Annotated in this window: 16 protein-coding genes, 1 tRNA gene and 1 pseudogene; 8 read left to right on the forward strand and 10 right to left on the reverse strand. The window is 67.3% G+C overall.

Going from position 1 to position 16439, the window contains the following annotated elements; genetic code table 11:
- Positions 1 to 40 precede the first annotated feature (40 nt).
- From CQ040_RS06390 to CQ040_RS06405, 4 genes are all read right to left on the reverse strand, one after another.
- Positions 41 to 631, reverse strand: coding sequence for a DUF305 domain-containing protein (locus CQ040_RS06390; RefSeq protein ID WP_105525798.1), 591 nt, complete (start codon positions 629 to 631; stop codon positions 41 to 43).
- A 104-nt stretch (positions 632 to 735) separates the two neighbouring features.
- Entirely contained in the window at positions 736 to 1197 is a 462-nt protein-coding gene (locus CQ040_RS06395; RefSeq protein WP_105525799.1) for a DUF6153 family protein, read from the reverse strand.
- Between the two features lie 30 nt (positions 1198 to 1227).
- Positions 1228 to 2085, reverse strand: a complete 858-nt coding sequence (locus CQ040_RS06400) for an SDR family oxidoreductase (protein WP_105525800.1) — start codon at positions 2083 to 2085, stop codon at positions 1228 to 1230.
- The gene (locus CQ040_RS06405) at positions 2082 to 2480 is read right to left on the reverse strand and encodes a helix-turn-helix domain-containing protein (protein WP_105525801.1); all 399 of its coding nucleotides are present in this window, start codon (positions 2478 to 2480) and stop codon (positions 2082 to 2084) included. Before CQ040_RS06405 ends, CQ040_RS06400 begins: the two co-directional genes overlap by 4 nt.
- A 148-nt stretch (positions 2481 to 2628) precedes the next feature.
- Here CQ040_RS06405 and CQ040_RS06410 point away from each other — a divergent pair, with 148 nt between their 5' ends.
- Positions 2629 to 3402 carry a nuclear transport factor 2 family protein gene (locus CQ040_RS06410; protein ID WP_105525802.1) on the forward strand — a complete coding sequence of 258 codons (774 nt, stop codon included), beginning with the start codon at positions 2629 to 2631 and terminating at the stop codon, positions 3400 to 3402.
- Between the two features lie 36 nt (positions 3403 to 3438).
- Here CQ040_RS06410 and CQ040_RS06415 read toward each other — a convergent pair whose 3' ends face one another.
- Both CQ040_RS06415 and CQ040_RS06420 read right to left on the reverse strand, forming a co-directional pair.
- Complete coding sequence (locus tag CQ040_RS06415; RefSeq protein WP_105525803.1) at positions 3439 to 4062, reverse strand: hypothetical protein; 624 nt, start codon at positions 4060 to 4062, stop codon at positions 3439 to 3441.
- Between the two features lie 83 nt (positions 4063 to 4145).
- Positions 4146 to 4218: transfer RNA gene (locus tag CQ040_RS06420), tRNA-Ala, on the reverse strand.
- Positions 4219 to 4354: 136 nt separating this feature from the next.
- Between CQ040_RS06420 and CQ040_RS06425 the strand changes: the two genes are divergently transcribed.
- Positions 4355 to 5425: an NAD(P)-binding domain-containing protein gene (locus CQ040_RS06425; protein ID WP_105525804.1), complete on the forward strand. Its 1071-nt coding sequence runs from the start codon at positions 4355 to 4357 to the stop codon at positions 5423 to 5425.
- On the opposite strand, the pseudogene CQ040_RS06430 reads toward CQ040_RS06425, so the two are convergent.
- Positions 5412 to 6628: pseudogene (locus CQ040_RS06430) on the reverse strand (DUF2804 domain-containing protein). The gene CQ040_RS06425 and the pseudogene CQ040_RS06430 sit on opposite strands and share 14 nt — an antisense overlap.
- Here CQ040_RS06430 and CQ040_RS06435 point away from each other — a divergent pair.
- Genes CQ040_RS06435 through CQ040_RS06450 form a run of 4 tightly spaced genes read left to right on the forward strand, consistent with a single transcriptional unit; the run spans position 6573 to position 9810 of the window.
- Entirely contained in the window at positions 6573 to 7364 is a 792-nt protein-coding gene (locus CQ040_RS06435) for a hypothetical protein (RefSeq protein WP_105596220.1), read from the forward strand. The pseudogene CQ040_RS06430 and the gene CQ040_RS06435 sit on opposite strands and share 56 nt — an antisense overlap.
- Positions 7361 to 7888: a hypothetical protein gene (locus tag CQ040_RS06440; RefSeq protein WP_105525806.1), complete on the forward strand. Its 528-nt coding sequence runs from the start codon at positions 7361 to 7363 to the stop codon at positions 7886 to 7888. Before CQ040_RS06435 ends, CQ040_RS06440 begins: the two co-directional genes overlap by 4 nt.
- A 28-nt stretch (positions 7889 to 7916) precedes the next feature.
- Complete coding sequence (locus CQ040_RS06445) at positions 7917 to 8573, forward strand: SDR family oxidoreductase (protein WP_105525807.1); 657 nt, start codon at positions 7917 to 7919, stop codon at positions 8571 to 8573.
- A 28-nt stretch (positions 8574 to 8601) separates the two neighbouring features.
- Positions 8602 to 9810, forward strand: a complete 1209-nt coding sequence (locus CQ040_RS06450) for a glycoside hydrolase family 3 N-terminal domain-containing protein (RefSeq protein ID WP_181156722.1) — start codon at positions 8602 to 8604, stop codon at positions 9808 to 9810.
- Positions 9811 to 9812: 2 nt separating this feature from the next.
- On the opposite strand, the gene CQ040_RS06455 is transcribed toward CQ040_RS06450, so the two are convergent.
- From CQ040_RS06455 to CQ040_RS06465, 3 genes are read right to left on the reverse strand one after another with little or no spacing between them, the layout of a single operon-like run.
- Positions 9813 to 10676 carry a 3-methyladenine DNA glycosylase gene (locus CQ040_RS06455; RefSeq protein ID WP_105525922.1) on the reverse strand — a complete coding sequence of 288 codons (864 nt, stop codon included), beginning with the start codon at positions 10674 to 10676 and terminating at the stop codon, positions 9813 to 9815.
- Position 10677: 1 nt separating this feature from the next.
- Positions 10678 to 11703, reverse strand: a complete 1026-nt coding sequence (locus CQ040_RS06460) for an App1 family protein (protein ID WP_105525808.1) — start codon at positions 11701 to 11703, stop codon at positions 10678 to 10680.
- 4 nt (positions 11704 to 11707) lie between these two features.
- Positions 11708 to 12379 (reverse strand): DedA family protein, encoded by a 672-nt coding sequence (locus tag CQ040_RS06465; RefSeq protein WP_028501631.1) that lies wholly within the window; start codon positions 12377 to 12379, stop codon positions 11708 to 11710.
- Positions 12380 to 12420: 41 nt separating this feature from the next.
- On the opposite strand from CQ040_RS06465, the gene CQ040_RS06470 reads away from it, so the two are divergent.
- Both CQ040_RS06470 and leuS read left to right on the forward strand, forming a co-directional pair.
- Positions 12421 to 13752, forward strand: coding sequence for an anthranilate synthase component I family protein (locus tag CQ040_RS06470; RefSeq protein WP_105525809.1), 1332 nt, complete (start codon positions 12421 to 12423; stop codon positions 13750 to 13752).
- 25 nt (positions 13753 to 13777) lie between these two features.
- The gene (gene leuS, locus CQ040_RS06475; RefSeq protein ID WP_181156710.1) at positions 13778 to 16363 is read left to right on the forward strand and encodes a leucine--tRNA ligase; all 2586 of its coding nucleotides are present in this window, start codon (positions 13778 to 13780) and stop codon (positions 16361 to 16363) included.
- The last annotated feature ends 76 nt before the right edge of the window (positions 16364 to 16439 follow it).

The raw sequence follows: 16439 nt of genomic DNA on the forward strand, positions 1-16439 counted from the left end.
TGCCCGGCCGTAGTGGCAGAGCATCGGCCCGGAGGAGGGGTCAGAGAGCAGAGAGGAGAGTCTTCATCTCCTGGATCTCTTCGGTCTGTGCGTCGATGATCTTCTGCGCGAGCTCGACCGCGTCGGGGTTGCTCCCGTCGTCGACCTGCACCTGCGCCATCTCGACAGCGCCCTCGTGGTGGACGATCATCTGCTCGAGGAACAGCCGCGATGCTTCGGGGCCATCTGCTGCCTGGAGTGCGGCGAGGTCGTCCTCGCTCATCATCCCGTCACCGTGGTCCATCCCGCCCGTGTCCTCGTCATCAGGACTGACGCCCCAGTCGGTCAGCCAGCCCTGCAGCTGCTCGATCTCGGGGCCTTGAGCCGCCTTGATCTGCTGGGCGAGCTCGGTCACCGCCGGGTCGACACCGTCGGCGGCGAGGACGATGTCGCTCATCTCGATCGCCTGCTCGTGGTGCACGATCATCATCGACGCGAACATCGCGTCGGCTTCGTTGGCGTCGGCGGACGGCGCCGACGAGCCGTGGTCCATGCCGGGCATGGACTCCTCACCGGCGCCGGTCGCGCATCCGGACAGGGCCAGGACGGCAGAGAGGGCGAGTGCGGCCGTTGCCGCAGCACGAATCTTCATGGTGTTCTCCAATATGCACAGTCGTTGCGCACGCAGGCCAAGACGGCTGCGCACGGGTGTGAGCGGGGGAGAGCCCTGGCGAGAGAACGCGGGCTCTACTCCGCTCAGGTACGACTGATGCAGAGAACGTGCAGAGAAGGTGCGCGGGGGCGAATCTGCGCTGTGAGGTCCTCGACGAGGGATGGTCGGAGGAGGGATCGCGTCCAACCGCGCAGAACACGAGGGGGAACGACGAGGAGCAGGGCGAGCAGAAGAGCGAGCACGCACATCATCGCCATGCCGGCGTGGTCGTCGGTGGTGCATCCGGCGCACGACATGTCGCCGCCGCTCGTGGAACCCGCCGGGGCGTGCATCTCGGCCGTCGTGTGATGGGCGGCGGGCTGATCAACAGCAGGCGACATCGACATCGTCGCCGGTGCGTCGGCGGCTGCGGTCCCGTGCAGGTTCAGGGTGTGCATCGCCAGGAGGCCGAGGATGACAGCGGTGACGAGCATCACACCCGACAGCACACCCCGGAAGACGCTGGAGGAGCCTCTTCCGGACCGCGTCGCCGCCACCGGTGCCATGAGAGGAAGTCTACGGGGGTCGTCGAGCGATCACGGCTTCGGATGCGCCAGGAGGAAGGCCTCGAGTGCGAGGGGAATTCGTCCGGTGAGGGTCGCGACATCATCGCTGACCGGTGCCATGACATTGCTGCGGATCGCGGTGTAGGTGCTCACCCATGCGTCGAGCTGCCACTGCGGGGCTCCGTATCCGCTGCGGGAGGCATACGCCTCATCGATGCTCTCGTCGTGGAACACGACTGCGCTGTCCCGGACTCGAGCGATGATCGCGGCGACCTCTGCGAGTGAAAGGGCCGCAGGTCCCGTGATGTCATAGGTGCGTCCGGCGTGCGATGCCGGATCGACGAGGATCACGGCGGCCGCGCGGGCGACATCCTCGCGGGTGACGATTGCGCACCGGCCGTCGCCCGCGGGGCCACGGATCACGCCGTCCTCACCGACCAGCGCCTCCATGAAGTCGATGTAGAAGCTGTCGCGCAAGAACGTCCATGACATCCCCGAGGACTTGATGTACTCCTCGGTGACGTAGTGGTCCCGAGCGAGAGTGAAGGTGGCGTCGGGAGCGGCGGCGATGAAGGAGGTGTACACGACATGCCGAACGCCTGCGGCTGCCGCAGCGTCGATGAAGGCGCGGTGCTGGTCCAGCCGGTCGGCGCTCTCGGCAGCCGACACCATGAAGAGAGTCTGTACCCCGTCCAGCGCTTCTCGTGCGGCGCTCTGATCGCTGTAGGTGAAGGAGTGTACCGAGGTTCCGAGTATCTCGGGTGCCTTCGAGGGGGTGCGCACCAGCAGGCGGTGCGGAATTCCGCGACCGGCCAGGTCGCGAGCGACGAGGCCGCCGAGAACGCCGGTCGCGCCGGTGACGGCGAGAGTGGTTTCGATGGTGTTCATGAGGATGCTCCTTCAGGCGAGGTGGTGCTGCTCGGTGCTCCTGCGGCCTCGAATCGCTCGCGGGCTTCGAGGATGGGGGCCATGTGCGCCTTCGCCCAGTCCTCGAGTCCCTTCAGCGGATCTCGCAGGGTGTGGCCGGCCTCGGTGAGCTCGTAGTCCACTCGTACCGGAACGGCGGCCGTGACGGTGCGGCGCACGAGCCCGTCCTGCTCGAGGCCTCGCAGCGTCTGGGTGAGCATCTTCTGCGAGACCCCGTCGATGCGGGCGGCGAGTTCGGAGAAGCGCAGCGGGCCGTCGGCCAGCGAACCGACGACGAGGACAGTCCATCGGTCGCCTATGCGGTCCAGAAGCTTGCGCGTCGGGCAATTGCGGTCATACGGATTCCACTCGATCATTTGATCACCCCAAGTTACCAAAATACTTGTAACGCACCTTTTGGTGCCTTATTAATTTTCCGTTGTAACTCTCTTATGGTAACTCATGGATCGACCGCCGGTCGCATCCGGAGCAGCCGACACCCGGCCATCCATGAAGGAGAATCCCATGTCCGACCCGACACCCACCACCCCCGCCGACGTCGTCACGACAGCTGTGAAGGCGTTGTTCGGTGATCGCGATGTCTCAGCGATCGGGGCCTATTTCGGCCCGACCTACACCCAGCACTCCACGCTCGCGACCGATGGCACCGATGGCCTCGAGGCCCTCGTCTCGTCATTGACCGACAGCTTCCGTTATGAGCCCGTGCGTGTGATCTCAGAGGGCGACCTCGTCGTCACCCAGGGCGCATACTTCGGTTTCGGCCCGGATCCTCTCACCGGATTCGATGTCTGGCGCGTCCAGGGCGGGCGCATCGTCGAGCACTGGGATGCACTTACGCCGATCATGACCGAGACGGCGAGCGGGCGTACGCAGACCGATGGTCCTCGCGAGATCGCCGACCTCGACCGCACGGCGCAGAACAAGGCGCTCGTCCTCGATTTCGCCGAGAAGGTGCTCATCGGCGCCGACTACAGCGTGCTGACCGACTACATCTCGACCGACACCTACGATCAGCACAACCCCGAAGCGGCCGATGGCCTCGCCGGCTTCGGTGCCGCGGCGGAGAAGTGGGCGTCCGAGGGCAAGATCCTCGCCTACAAGAAGGTGCATCACATCATCGCCGAGGGTGACTTCGTGTTCACACGGGCCGAGGGCGACTTCGGCGTTCCGTCGATCTACAACGACCTCTGGCGTGTCCAGGACGGCAGGATCGTCGAGCACTGGGATGTCATCGTCCCTGTGCCGGCGGAGCTGCCGCACGACAACGGCGTCTTCTGAACGAAGAGGCGCCGAGCCGAAGTGGACCCGAGGCGTCTAGAGCTGAGCCGCGCGGGGGTGATAGACCGACTGATCTTCCACCGGGGATGCGGCGAAATCGCCATCGCCGTTGATCACTTGCCCGCGGCCCAGCACGATCCCGGTGGCGCGTCCCCGGCCTTTGAGGACGGCGCCTCGGAGGTCGGCGTCGGGTTCGCGGTAGCTTCCTCCGCCGGCAAGCGATACGTTCACCGCGTTGATGTCTCCGAGGATCTGAGATCCGTCCTCGAGGACGCTGACTCCTGCGACCTCGATGCGTCCCAAGAGTCTGACGCCTCTGCTGATCGCGATCGCGGCACCGGGGCGATTGGCCATGAGGGTCACCGCATGCGGGCCGAACTCGTTGTCGGAGTCGATGGCGACGTGACCGCCGCCGGTCGCATCGATACGGGTGCCCTCGAAGAATCTGTTGTTGTCGCCGATTCGCACGGTGCCGGGGACCGCGTCGATCCTGACGTACGGATAGAACACGTTTCCCGTGCCGATCCGAGCGTGCGTCGAGATGAGGGCGGAGTACGGGTCGATGAAGATGTTGTCGCCATCGGCGAGGAGCCTGCTCACGGTCCGATAGCCCTGCAGCGTGCGCACCCGGTCCGCGTAGGCGAGGGGAGTCTCGGCCATGTGATCTCCTGAGCGCTCGTCGTCTGCATTGCATCTGCTTCGAGAACGAAGAAAGCCCCCGGGGTGACCCGGGGGCTTCTCTGTGGACCTGAGGGGATTCGAACCCCTGACCCCCTGCATGCCATGCAGGTGCGCTACCAGCTGCGCCACAGGCCCAGATGCCGCTCCGTAGAAGCCGGAGCAACTTGAAAAGAGTACTACACGAATCTGCGCGAGCACCAATCGGGAACGGGCGCCCGGGAGTGTCGCCGCCCGGTGGAACAACTGCGCCGGGCAGGACGTTCTTCTCTGCGTGAGCATCCTCGACAGTGTGGTGATCGGCGCAGGGCAGGCCGGTCTCTCGGCATCCTTCCACCTGTCCCGATTGGATATCTCGCACGTGGTCCTCGATGCAGGGTCACGGCCAGGAGGAGCATGGCAGCACCGCTGGGATGCACTGACGATGCGTGACGTGCACGGCGTCGCAGAACTCCCCGATGACACGCCACCGCCGCGGGACGACGCGCGCGCCAACATCGCAGTCCCCGGCTACTTCGCCGCGTACGAGACGAAGCATGCGCTGCCGGTTCTCCGCCCGATCCATGTCGAGCGGGTGGAGGATGAGGGCGGACTGCTGGTCGTGCGAGCCCGTGAGGGGGAGTGGACGACCCGCACGCTCGTGAATGCGACAGGGACCTGGTCTCATCCGTTCCTGCCGCACTTCCCCGGCATGGAGACGTTCGTGGGTGAACAGCTGCACACGGTGGACTATCCGGGGCCGGAGCACTTCCTCGGCAAACGGGTGCTCATCGTCGGCGGAGGCGCGTCTGCTGTGCAGTTCCTCGGCGCGCTCGCTCCGATCACCGAGACGCTGTGGGTCACCCGCCGTGAACCGGTGTGGCGGCACGACGACTTCACGCCGGAGGCGGGAGCAGCCGCGGTCGCCCTCGTCGAGCAGCGCGTCGCCGCCGGGCTCCCTCCTGAGAGCGTGGTCAGCGTCACCGGACTCATGCTCCGCCCGCAGGAGCGTGAAGCGGAGCGTCTGGGTGCTTACGCTGCTCGACGCCCGATGTTCGAGCGCATCGAGCCGGACGGCGTGCGCTGGGCAGACGGCAGCTTCGAGCAGGTCGACGTCATCCTGTGGGCCACCGGGTTCCGCCCTGCGATCAGTCACCTGGCGCCCCTGCACCTGCGCAGTGCGGCCGGCGGCATTCAGCTCGATCGGAACGGTCGCGGTACCACGGCCGTCGCCGATCCTCGTGTGCAGCTGGTCGGCTACGGGCCGTCCGCCAGCACGATCGGTGCGAATCGTGCCGGGCGCTCCGCCGCGAAGGGCGTGCAGCGGATGCTGCAGTCCACGGGCGCGAACATCACCAGCGGTTGAGCACCTCTTCGGCGAAACCCTCGATGCCGTCGACGTGCACGCGGGTTCCGGTGTCGTCGAGCGCCCACCCGGTCCAGACGCCGAACAGCTGGTCGGTCCTGCTCTCGATGACCAGGCGTTCGTGCGCGAGCGCTTGTCGTAGAACGGTGTGAAGGTCAGATCGGCTGTGGCGCCATGCACATGCCACGGCTGCATGAAGCGCTCGGGGTCGTAGTCCCAGACGAGCTCTTCACTGATCTTCGACAGACGCCCGTCGACGAGCAGCGCGTTCTCCGTCGCCCCTGAGCCGTCGGTCCATTTCGAGCCCAGCTGCAGGCCGATGACACGGCCATCGACGATGCCGCTGCCTGCCGCCCAGTTCCATTGCACGCGGTACGGCCAACGCCCGCGGCCATGGTCGAGCACTGCCCAGCTCCCTGCCGCGATGTCGTGCGCGACGCCGTCCACCGTCACGGTTCCGGTCGTCGGCCGCGCCACATCCTTGACCGTGTACTGAAAGTGCGGGACGTCGTCGCCGCGCCGCCACGGCACCACGACGCCGAGCGATTCGTGTCCCGCCGGGCGAGCGGCATGCAGATCGAACGACAGTCGAGGTGCGGTGCCGCGCAGGCGCGTCCCGTCGAAGGTCTCGTCGATGTCGAGGGTGATGCGGCGGGTGCGAGCTCGTGCCGGTCCTTCGCCGAGAGATGGTGGCAGCACGGCACTGCGTCCCCCTGGGGCGATCACCGTCGATCCGATGTCGACGCCGGTCGCGCGATCCAGCACCCAGACCTCGTGCAATGCCATGTAGTCGACGTTCGAGATGGTGAAGGCGATGATGTGCGACGGGGTCATCACGTTCCAGTACTCCCACCGCTTGTTGCGGCCCCAGCGACCGCGGCCCGGGATCCCCGAGGTGTCGTGAACCGGTGTGCGCGACCAGCCCAGCGCATCGCGGTTCAGGGCCCCGTCGGGCGTGGTGAGCGACACGTGCGCGGTGATCTCGCGCTCGATCAGCGGTGTGGGCATCGTCGTCCTGCTGTCGGGAGGGACGCCGTCTCGGGTCGGCATCGTTGACCTGAGTGTAGAGGACCGAGTCTCGAACGATGTGGGACCGGGTGCGGAATCTGTGTTCGGGAGGGAATCGGTGGCTGGATACCCTGAGGGCATGCTCCGCATCGTGTTCTTCGTCGTCTGGCTGCTGCTCTCCGCCTGGCTCGTCATCTGGGTCGGCGAGGGTCTGTTCGGAGTCGACCAGAGACAGTCGATCCTCCCCTTCTCCGGTGAGGACACTCTCGGCGCTCCGATCATGATCGGGGTCGCCTGGGGTCTGCTGCTGACCTTCGGCGGGATGCTGTCGGGTCTCGGGCGCCGCAAGACGGTGCGCGGTGAGGCGCAGATCGGTGTCGGCACGATCGTCGAGGTCTCGCGCACCGGATTGACCGTCAACGACGTTCCGCAGTACGACCTGTTCATCCGCGTGACGCCGAGCACCTCTGAGGAGTTCATCGCGCAGCTTCGGATGCTCGTCGACGCGGCCGACTTCGCCACGCTTCAGGTCGGGCTTCCGGTACCGGTGCGTTACAGCCTGACCGACCAGGACAACGTCGAGCTCGCGGATCTCAGCGATCCGGCCGTGCGCGACGCGATGCTGCAATGGCGGATCGAGCGAGGGCTGATCGATCCGACGCAGGTGCGCGCGCGTACGAGCGGCACTCAGGTGTCCGCATCCGTGCTCGAGGTGCGACCGACGGGGCGCCGTCGAGAAGGGCAGGCCGAACTCGCACTGCGTGTCCTGATGGCGCCGGACGGGGCGGCGACGTGGGAGGCCGACACCACGGTCTTCGTGTACCCGCAGGCGATCCCGCATCTGCAGGTGGGCGCGCCCATCTGGGCGTTCTACCGCCGGGAAGATCCGCAGACCGTCGCGGTGACGATCGAGAAGGAGGCGGGGCGATGAACCCGATGGACACGCTCATCTGGCTGGTGAACTTCCCGGCATCTCACGGCTACGCGATGGTCTTCATCGCCGGGTTCTCGATCCTCGGCCTGTTCGCGTTGTCGGCACGCGGTGCGGTGCCGGGAGGAGCGCTCCGGGCCGTTCGCGAGCGGGAGGGGCTGCTGCCGCTGGACGCTCGGCCGCGTGGACGGGTCTGGGGGAGCTTCGTGCGCGTCGGCGCCCGGATCCTGGCCTTCCTGATGCTGGGCTCTCTCGTGATCGGAATCCTCAGCCTGACCGGCGTGCCGGTGACCCGGGCGTACATCTACGACAACGGCCGTCCGACGTCGGCGACGATGCAGGGCGACTGGGTGACGTTCACGACGGCGGAAGGGGTCGAGTACACGCTCGAGAGCAACTTCTTCACACCTGCCGTGTACCCCGATCGTGACGCCTACATCCCCGGCGGTGAGCTGATCGTGGTGCGCTACCTGCCCAGCCACCCGCAGGCGTTCGTGATCGACAGCGACCAGACCCCGCGCTGACGTCGGACAGGGCGCGTAGGGTGAAGGCATGTCGCGCATCATCGTCTTCGGCGGCCATGGCCGCATCGCCCTTCTGCTCGCGCCGCTCCTCGTCGCACGAGGAGACGAGGTGACCGGAGTGATCCGGAATCCGGATCATGCGGCCGAGGTCGAAGCGGGTGGGGCGACGGCGCTGGTCGCCGATGTCGAGAACATGGACGTCGAGGCCATCGCCGAGATCATCAGCGGGCACGACGCCGTCGTATGGTCGGCCGGTGCCGGTGGGGGCTCTGCGGAGCGCACCTACGCCGTCGATCGCGACGCCGCGCAGCGATCGATGAATGCGGCCGAGCGTGCGGGGGTCCGACGCTACGTCATGGTGTCCTGGCTCGGGTCCACCGCCGATCACGGTGTTCCGGAGGGCGACTCCTTCTTCCCGTACGCCGACGCCAAGTGGGCTGCCGATGAGCACCTTCGGGGCACCGGGCTCGAAGGCACGATCCTCGCACCGGGCACGCTCACCTTCGACGATCCGACCTCCCGTATCCAGATCGACCCCGCCGGTCGTGGAGCGGTGTCGCGCGCCGACGTCGCCACGGTCATCGCAGTCTCCCTCCACGAGCCCTGCACGATCGGCCGGACGATCCGTTTCGGCAACGGCGACGCGGAGTCCGCGGTGCCGATCGCCGAGGCGCTCGCCTGCTGACGCCGACCGTCTGGAGGCAGAGCACGTGATGTCTCGACACCGTGGATGGGCGGCGGCCTCTCTGGCAGCCGTCGCGGTGGCGGGACTGTGCATCTCGCCGGTCGCATCGGCCGCAACGCTTGACGTGTCCGTCTCAGCGTCCGCCTCCGCATCTGGGGTAGTGGCCGCCTCGCCGAAGTCTGCCGCCGCAGAGCGTGCGACCGCGCTGGTGCAGGGCATGTCTGTCGCTGAGCAGGCTTCGACCGTCGTGATGGGGCATGTGGCGGGAACCGACCCCGCCGCGCTCCGGTCGTACATGGAGTCGGGCCTCGGCGGATTCATCCTCATGGGTGCGAACATCCCGTCGTCCGAAGCGGAGCTGCAGAACCTGACCGCGTCGTTGACCGTCGACCCCGATCTGCCGCCGCTCATCGCCGTCGATCAGGAGGGTGGTCTGGTCTCGCGCCTGCACGGCGATGACTACCCCGCGTCCACGTCGTTGAAGAGTCTCCCCGTCGCCGATACGCTCGCCGCCTTCGCAGCCCGTGGGTCGCTGGTGGCGCGTGCGGGGATCACCGTGAACTTCGGCACCGTGGCCGACTACACGCCCGATCCAGGCTCGTTCATCCACGGACGCGCCCTCGGCACCGATCCGAAGAGCGCCGCCGATCGGGTGGCGGCTGCGACGATGGCGCAGGAGCAGTTCGTCGCGTCGACTCTCAAGCACTTCCCCGGGCACGGAGCGGCACCGGGCGATTCGCACCGCGCGATCCCGAGTACGACGATGGGGCTCGAGGAGTGGCGAGACACCGAGGCCGTCCCATTCGCGGCCGGTATCGACGCCGGCGCATCCATGCTCATGTACGGCCACCTCGCCTACGCGTCCGTCGATGCGCTTCCGGCGTCTCTGTCGCCGAAGTGGCATGCGATCGCCAGAGACGAGCTCGGCTTCGAGGGCGTTGCGGTGACCGACGATCTCGGGATGCTGTTGTCGTCAGGCGACCCGGCGTATGCCGATCCGGTGGCGAACGGTGTGGCGGCGATCGCCGCGGGAAACGACCTGGTGCTGATGATCGCGGGTTCCGACGCCCAGACGGCGGGAGCGATGGCGGCCGGAATCGCGTCAGCGGTCGAGACGGGAGCGCTGCCTGCGGAGAGGCTCGAAGAAGCCGCGACCCGTGTCGTCACCTTGCGTGTGCAGGTCGCCGGAGCCACCGCCAGATGGGCGGTCTGTGCCGACTGCGAGCCGGCGGGCTGACCTCAGGCAGCCTCGCGGGCACCGTCACCGAGCCAGGCGTTCAGCAGCGCGGCGCGAAGAGCGGCACCGCGATCGGCGAAGACGCGCTGCCGTCGCACGTACTCCGCCTTTCCCTCGGCCGTCTCGATGGGCACCGGGGTCATGTCCCATGCCGAGAGGTCGTAGGGCGCGGCCTGCATGTCGAGAAGACGGATGTCGCGGGCGAGCTCGAACGAATCCAGGAGAAGCTCCCCGGGGACGAGAGGCCCGAGTTTCGTCGCCCACTTGTAGAGGTCCATGCCCGCATGAAGACAACCAGGCTGCTCGAACAGCGGCTGGTCATCGCGGCTCAGCGCAGTGCGGTTGCGGGGCACGGCCTCCGGGGTGAAGAAGCGGAACGCGTCGAAGTGCGTGCAACGCAGATCGTGGCTCTCGACGACGGCATCGGTGCCCGCCTGTCCCAACCTCAGCGGCACCGCGTGCCGGTGCTCGTCGGCGCGGTACACCATCGCCCACTCGTGCAGACCGAAGCAGCCGAACTGTCCGGGGCGCGATGCCGTGCGGCGCAGCATCTTCTCGATGAGGGCCGCCAACTCCGCCTTCTCATCGCCGAAAGCTCGGGCATCGGGAACGGCGCTGTCGGCGGCTCGTCCCGGGGAGTACCAGCGCCAGTCGAGGCGTTCGGTGGCGTCGGCAAGCTCCACACCGGCGCCGGGATGCCAGCGCCGCAGCTGTGCAGGCTTGTAGGAGTAGTAGGTGAACAGGAAATCCCACACCGGATGCCTCTCGGCACGCGTCGCCCGGTCCCGGTGCCGAGCGGTGAGAGCGTCGGCACGTTCGCGGTGGGCTTCCTCGCGGAGGGCCCAGTCCTGTCGGGCGATGGTCATGTCAGTGCAGGATGCCGGCTTCGCCGAGCAGGTCGCGAAGGCCGGCGCCGTCTTCGGCACTCACCCACGGTGCTGTGCCCTCGGAGTGCGGTTCGTGGCCGGTGCGGCCACCGGCGAGCACAGCCTCGGCAGGCAGCAGACGACGGATCGCCACGCCCGCGACGGAATCGGGGTACTCGTCCATGAACTGACTGTAGATCGACTCGTCGTGCTGGCCGTCGTCGCCGATCAGCAGCCACTTCACGTCGGGGAACTCGGTCGCCAGTCGACGCAGGTTGGTGAGCTTGTGCTCACGACCGCTGCGGAACCAGCGTTCGTGCGTCGGACCCCAGTCGGTGAGCAGCATGGAGCCGGCGGGGAAGAGATGCCGACCGAGGAAGCGCCACAGCGTGGGGGCCACGTTCCACGCACCGGTGGACAGATAGACCATCGGGGCGCCCGGGTGCTGCCGCAGCAGCTGATCCAGGAGAACGGCCATCCCCGGCACGGGCAGACGGGCGTGCTCGTCGAGCACGAAGGAGTTCCAGAAGGCGATGAAGGGGCGGGGGAGCGCCGTCACCATCACCGTGTCGTCGACGTCGGACACGACACCGAACCTGATGCCCTCGGCGACGATGAACACGCGCGCCTCGATGGGCTCCTGGCCCTCGACCGAGAAGGTGAACGTCTGCCAGCCGGGCTCCAACTCGACGCGGATCATCGCATCCACGACACCGCCGCGGTCAGCCGCCACCTGGTGCGTGGTGTCGCCGATGTTCACGGTCACCGCGGCGAATCCCACGGGGATGCCGACGAAACTGCGCCAGCCCCGGACACTGGCAGGTTCTCCGTCGCGGGTACGACGCTGCGGGGGCACGATCAGCACTCGACCGACGACCCGAACCCAGCCGGGTCCGCCGTAACCGGGGAACGGGAGGATGGTCGCGACGCGGCCGCGACGGCGCGCACGACCTTCACGCCAGACATGGAGGCGATGCTCGAGTCGGGCGAACCAGTGGATCCGGGGGGCTGGGGGAGCCGATGCCATTGGCTCAGTCTTTCATGTCGGCGTCGGCCTCAGCCTCCGGAGCCTCCAGGTGGCGAGCTTCACGACGCTGCAGCAGCTTCTTGCCGAGGAAGGCCAGCAGCAGGAACAGCGCGATCACCCCGACGAAGATGTACCCGGCGAAGTGCACGCGATCGACGAGCTCGCGGAAGCTGCCGGCAGCGAGCGACGTGACGCTCACATACGCGGTGGCCCACAGGATGCACGCCGGGGCGGTCCAGGCCAGGAACTTGCGGTACGGGTACTCGCTCATGCCGACGGTGAGGGGGACGAGGGAGTGCAGCACGGGGAGGAAGCGGGACAGGAAGATCGCGATGCCGCCGCGGCGCTCGAGGTAGTTCTCGGCGCGGACCCAGTTGTGCTCGCCGATCCGGCGGCCCAGCCACGACGCCCGGATGTGCGGGCCGAGCCAACGACCGAGCCAGAAGCCGATGCTCTCGCCGATAAGTGCGCCGATCACGACGGCGACACCCATCGCGATGCCCTCGAGAGGAGTCGCGACTCCCATCGAGGCGATGATGACGATCGTGTCACCGGGGACGATGAGGCCGATCAGGATGCTCGTCTCCAGCATCACGGCGAGCCCGGCTATCAGCGTGCGAGTGACCGGATCGATCGACTGCACGGTGTCGAGGAGCCAGATCAGGAGGTCGTCCACCCCATGAGGATACGGGAGCCGACCGGTCCTAGGCTGGCAAGGTGCCCGAACATCTGACTGCTCGATCGCTTCCCTCCTGGGTGGAGCCCTCGTCGGTGTTCGGCATGCTGGAGGCCAGGGCGGCCGATGTGTTCTGGCTCGACGCGGGCACCGACGCCGCGACGGGGTGGAGCTTCGTCGGGACCGGGGAGCAGTCGGTGCTTCCGCGAGAGGTTCGCATCGACGTCGCCCCCGCCGATCCCGCACTCCCGCCGTTCACCGGGGGATGGGTCGGCTGGCTCGACTACGAGAGCGGCGCGGCCGTGGCGGGTGCGCCGGTGGCCGGTTCCCCCGACGCGACAGCCGGCGCATGGCTGCACGTCACCCACGTCGTCGCTTTCGACCACGTCACGCAGTCCGTCTGGGTGCTCAGTGCCGCGGAGGATCTCGAGAACTGGGAGGCAGAAGTCGCCACGGTGGCAGAGGCCGGAGGGGACGCATCCGCGTCCACGACAGGCGTCGACCCGCGGGGACCGCTTCGCACCGCAGAGGCCCGACACGACCCACGCCAGTACGCCGCTCTGATCGAACGCTGCCGCGACCTCATCCGTGCGGGTATCGCATATCAGCTGTGCTTGACCACACGCTTCACTGTCACGGGTGCGCATGACGCCGTCGACATCTACCGAAGGCTTCGCACCGCGACCCCGGCCCATCACGGCGGATTCCTGCGGATCGGCGACCGCACGCTGTTGAGCGCGAGCCCTGAGCAGTTCCTCCACGCAGCGGGGGGCGTCATCCGCACACGCCCCATCAAAGGCACCAGACCCCGCAGCATCGATCCGGTCGAAGATGCCGCGCTCGCCGCGGAACTCGCGATCGATCCCAAGGAACGCGCCGAGAACGTCATGATCGTCGATCTGATGCGCAACGATCTCTCCCGCGTGTGTGAGCCTGGCAGCATCCGCGTCGACGGTCTCTGGGTCGTGGAGAGCTATCCCGCCGTGCACCAGCTCGTGAGCACGGTGAGCGGTGTGGCGGCTGAGGCGACGACGGTCGGGGCGCTGCTGGAAGCGACGTTTCCCGCGGGCAGCATGACGGGGGCCCCGAAGCTCTCGGCGATGACTCGGCTGCACGAGCTGGAGGGCGGGCCTCGTGGGGTCTACGCCGGATGCTTCGGTTACATCGGCGACGACGGGGCATTGGATCTCGCGATGGTGATCCGCAGCATCCTGATCGAGGGGGAGCAGGCCGTGGTCGGTGCCGGCGGGGGGATCACCTGGGGCTCGGTTCCCGCCGCCGAGGTCGCCGAGGTCGCGACCAAGGCTCTGGCGCCTCTCGCGGCGCTGGGCGCTGGAATGCCTGTGCTCTGGCGTTCCGATATCCTGAACTGATCCCGCTTATTCCACCAGATTGGTCGTGCGTTCGTTGTCTGAGAACCTGTCCGCCGCTCCTGCCGACGACGAGACTCCGTCGGCGCACGCCATCCAGAACAAGTGGCAGAAGTATTGGGCGGAGAACGGCACGTTCCTCACGGGCGGCGACGACGACACCCGCCCGCGCAAGTACGTGCTCGGGATGTTCCCCTACCCATCGGGCGACATGCACATGGGGCACGCCGAGAACTACGCCTACGTCGACATGGTCGCGCGGTTCTGGCGTCATCGCGGGCACAACGTGCTCAATCCCATCGGCTGGGACTCCTTCGGGCTGCCCGCCGAGAATGCGGCGATCAAGCGCGGCGCAGACCCCCGCGAGTGGACCTACGCGAACATCGACCAGCAGAAGCAGAGCCTGAAGGAGTTCGGCACCTCCTACGACTGGACCAGGGTTCTGCACACCTCCGACCCCGAGTACTACCGCTGGAATCAGTGGCTGTTCCTGAAGCTCTACGAGCGTGGGCTGGCGTACCGCAAGAAGAGTGCGGTGAACTGGTGCCCCAACGACCAGACGGTGCTGGCGAACGAGCAGGTCGTCGACGGCCGCTGCGAGCGCTGCGGCGCCGAGGTCATCAAGAAGAAGCTCACCCAGTGGTACTTCCGCATCACCGACTATGCCGACCGTCTGCTCGACGACCTGAACCAGCTCGAGGGCTTCTGGCCGCACAAGGTTCTCCAGATGCAGCGCAACTGGATCGGCCGCTCGATCGGTGCGGATGTCGACTTCGTGATCGAGGGTCGGGCCGAGCCGGTGACGGTCTTCTCCACGCGCCCTGACACCCTCCACGGTGCGACGTTCTTCGTCGTGGCCCCCGACTCCGACCTGGCTTCCGAGCTCGCGGCCGATGCGTCGGACGATGTGCGGAAGCGTTTCCAGACGTACCTCGAGCAGGTGCAGAAGGAGACCGACATCGCCCGGCAGTCGACGGATCGCCCGAAGACGGGTGTGTTCCTCGAGCGGTATGCGATCAACCCGGTCAACGGTGAGAAGCTCCCCGTGTGGGCTGCCGACTACGTGCTGGCCGACTACGGTCACGGTGCGGTCATGGCCGTTCCCGCGCACGACCAGCGCGACCTGGACTTCGCCCGCGCGTTCGACCTGCCCGTCAAGGTCGTCGTCGACACGACGGCCCCCGTCACCGGTGCGATGCCGGTGATCGAGGTCGACGAAGAAGGCGTCCCGATCGACACCGGCGCCGCTCTCGACGAACAGAATCCGGCTTCCACCGGGCTCGCGCTGACCGGCGAAGGCCGCTTGATCAACTCCGGTTCGCTGAACGGGCTGTCCAAGCGCAACGCGATCGCTCGCGCGATCGAGCAGCTGGAGGCATCCGGCACCGGGCGCGCTGCGAAGAACTACCGCCTGCGCGACTGGCTGATCTCCCGCCAGCGCTTCTGGGGTACTCCCATCCCGATGCTGCACACCGAAGACGGCCGGATCATCCCGGTGCCCGAGGACAAGCTCCCCGTGAAGCTGCCGCGTGTCGACGGTCTCGACCTTTCGCCCAAGGGCACCTCGCCCCTCGGGGCTGCCGAGAGCTGGGTGCGCACGACCGACCCCGAGACGGGCGACCCGGTGCTGCGCGACACCGACACCATGGACACGTTCGTCGACAGCTCCTGGTACTTCCTGCGCTTCCTCTCGCCGAACAGCGACACCGTGGCGTTCGATCCGGCCCAGGCTGATCGCTGGGCGCCTGTCGATTCGTACATCGGTGGTGTCGAACACGCGATCCTGCACCTGCTGTACGCGCGCTTCATCACCAAGGTGCTGTTCGACATCGGGCTGATCGACTTCACCGAGCCCTTCACGACGCTGATCAACCAGGGCATGGTGCTGCTCGACGGATCGAAGATGTCGAAGAGCAAGGGCAACCTCGTCGAGTTCGCCTCGAGCATGATCGACCCCGGTGCCGATGTCGTCCGCGTCGCGCTGGCATTCGCCGGCCCCGTCGAAGACGACATCAACTGGGAGGACGTGTCGACGGCCGGGGCACAGAAGTTCCTGGCACGCGCCCTGCGGATCGCAGGCGACGTCTCGTCCTCGGTCGACGTGGTCTTCGACGGCGGAGACGCTGCATTGCGCCGCGCGACGCACAAGCTGTTGTTCGAAGCGCCCGGCCTCGTCGAGCAGACGAAGTTCAACGTGCTCGTCGCGCGCCTGATGGAGCTGGTGAACATCACCCGCAAGACGATCGATGGTGCAGCGGGCGCGGCCGACCCCGCCGTTCGCGAGGCCGCCGAGACGCTCGCGGTGATGCTCGACCTCTTCGCACCGCACACCGCGGAGGAGATGTGGGAGATCCTGGGTCACGAGCCGTCCGTCGGTCTGGTGACGTGGCGTTCCGCCGATCCTGCGCTGCTGGTCGAAGACACGATCACGGCAGTCGTGCAGGTGGGTGGCAAGGTCCGCGCCCAGCTCGAGGTCCCCGCGCGAATCGGCGAGGCCGAGCTCGAGGCACTGGCACGTGCCGATGAGCGCGTGATCCGTTCGATCGGTGACCGCGAGATCGTGAAGGTCGTGGTGCGCGCGCCGAAGATCGTCAGTTTCGTCGTCAAGGGCTGATCGACTTCTCCACGGCGGCCTCTCCACGCGGGTTGTCCACCGTGGGCGCTTACCGGGCGAACCGGGACTGTTGACC

It is taken from the genome of Microbacterium sp. MYb54 (assembly GCF_002979515.1).
Classification (GTDB): domain Bacteria; phylum Actinomycetota; class Actinomycetes; order Actinomycetales; family Microbacteriaceae; genus Microbacterium.

Excerpts from the sequence above, each read along its gene's own strand:
- CQ040_RS06405 (WP_105525801.1), bottom strand. The coding sequence starts at position 2,480 with ATGATCGAGTGGAATCCGTATGACCGCAATTGCCCGACGCGCAAGCTT.
- CQ040_RS06415 (WP_105525803.1), bottom strand. The coding sequence starts at position 4,062 with ATGGCCGAGACTCCCCTCGCCTACGCGGACCGGGTGCGCACGCTGCAG.
- CQ040_RS06445 (WP_105525807.1), top strand. The coding sequence starts at position 7,917 with ATGTCGCGCATCATCGTCTTCGGCGGCCATGGCCGCATCGCCCTTCTG.
- CQ040_RS06460 (WP_105525808.1), bottom strand. The coding sequence starts at position 11,703 with ATGGCATCGGCTCCCCCAGCCCCCCGGATCCACTGGTTCGCCCGACTC.
- CQ040_RS06435 (WP_105596220.1), top strand. The coding sequence starts at position 6,573 with ATGCTCCGCATCGTGTTCTTCGTCGTCTGGCTGCTGCTCTCCGCCTGG.
- CQ040_RS06455 (WP_105525922.1), bottom strand. The coding sequence starts at position 10,676 with ATGACCATCGCCCGACAGGACTGGGCCCTCCGCGAGGAAGCCCACCGC.
- CQ040_RS06440 (WP_105525806.1), top strand. The coding sequence starts at position 7,361 with ATGAACCCGATGGACACGCTCATCTGGCTGGTGAACTTCCCGGCATCT.
- CQ040_RS06400 (WP_105525800.1), bottom strand. The coding sequence starts at position 2,085 with ATGAACACCATCGAAACCACTCTCGCCGTCACCGGCGCGACCGGCGTT.
- CQ040_RS06390 (WP_105525798.1), bottom strand. The coding sequence starts at position 631 with ATGAAGATTCGTGCTGCGGCAACGGCCGCACTCGCCCTCTCTGCCGTC.
- CQ040_RS06395 (WP_105525799.1), bottom strand. The coding sequence starts at position 1,197 with ATGGCACCGGTGGCGGCGACGCGGTCCGGAAGAGGCTCCTCCAGCGTC.
- CQ040_RS06410 (WP_105525802.1), top strand. The coding sequence starts at position 2,629 with ATGTCCGACCCGACACCCACCACCCCCGCCGACGTCGTCACGACAGCT.
- CQ040_RS06450 (WP_181156722.1), top strand. The coding sequence starts at position 8,602 with ATGTCTCGACACCGTGGATGGGCGGCGGCCTCTCTGGCAGCCGTCGCG.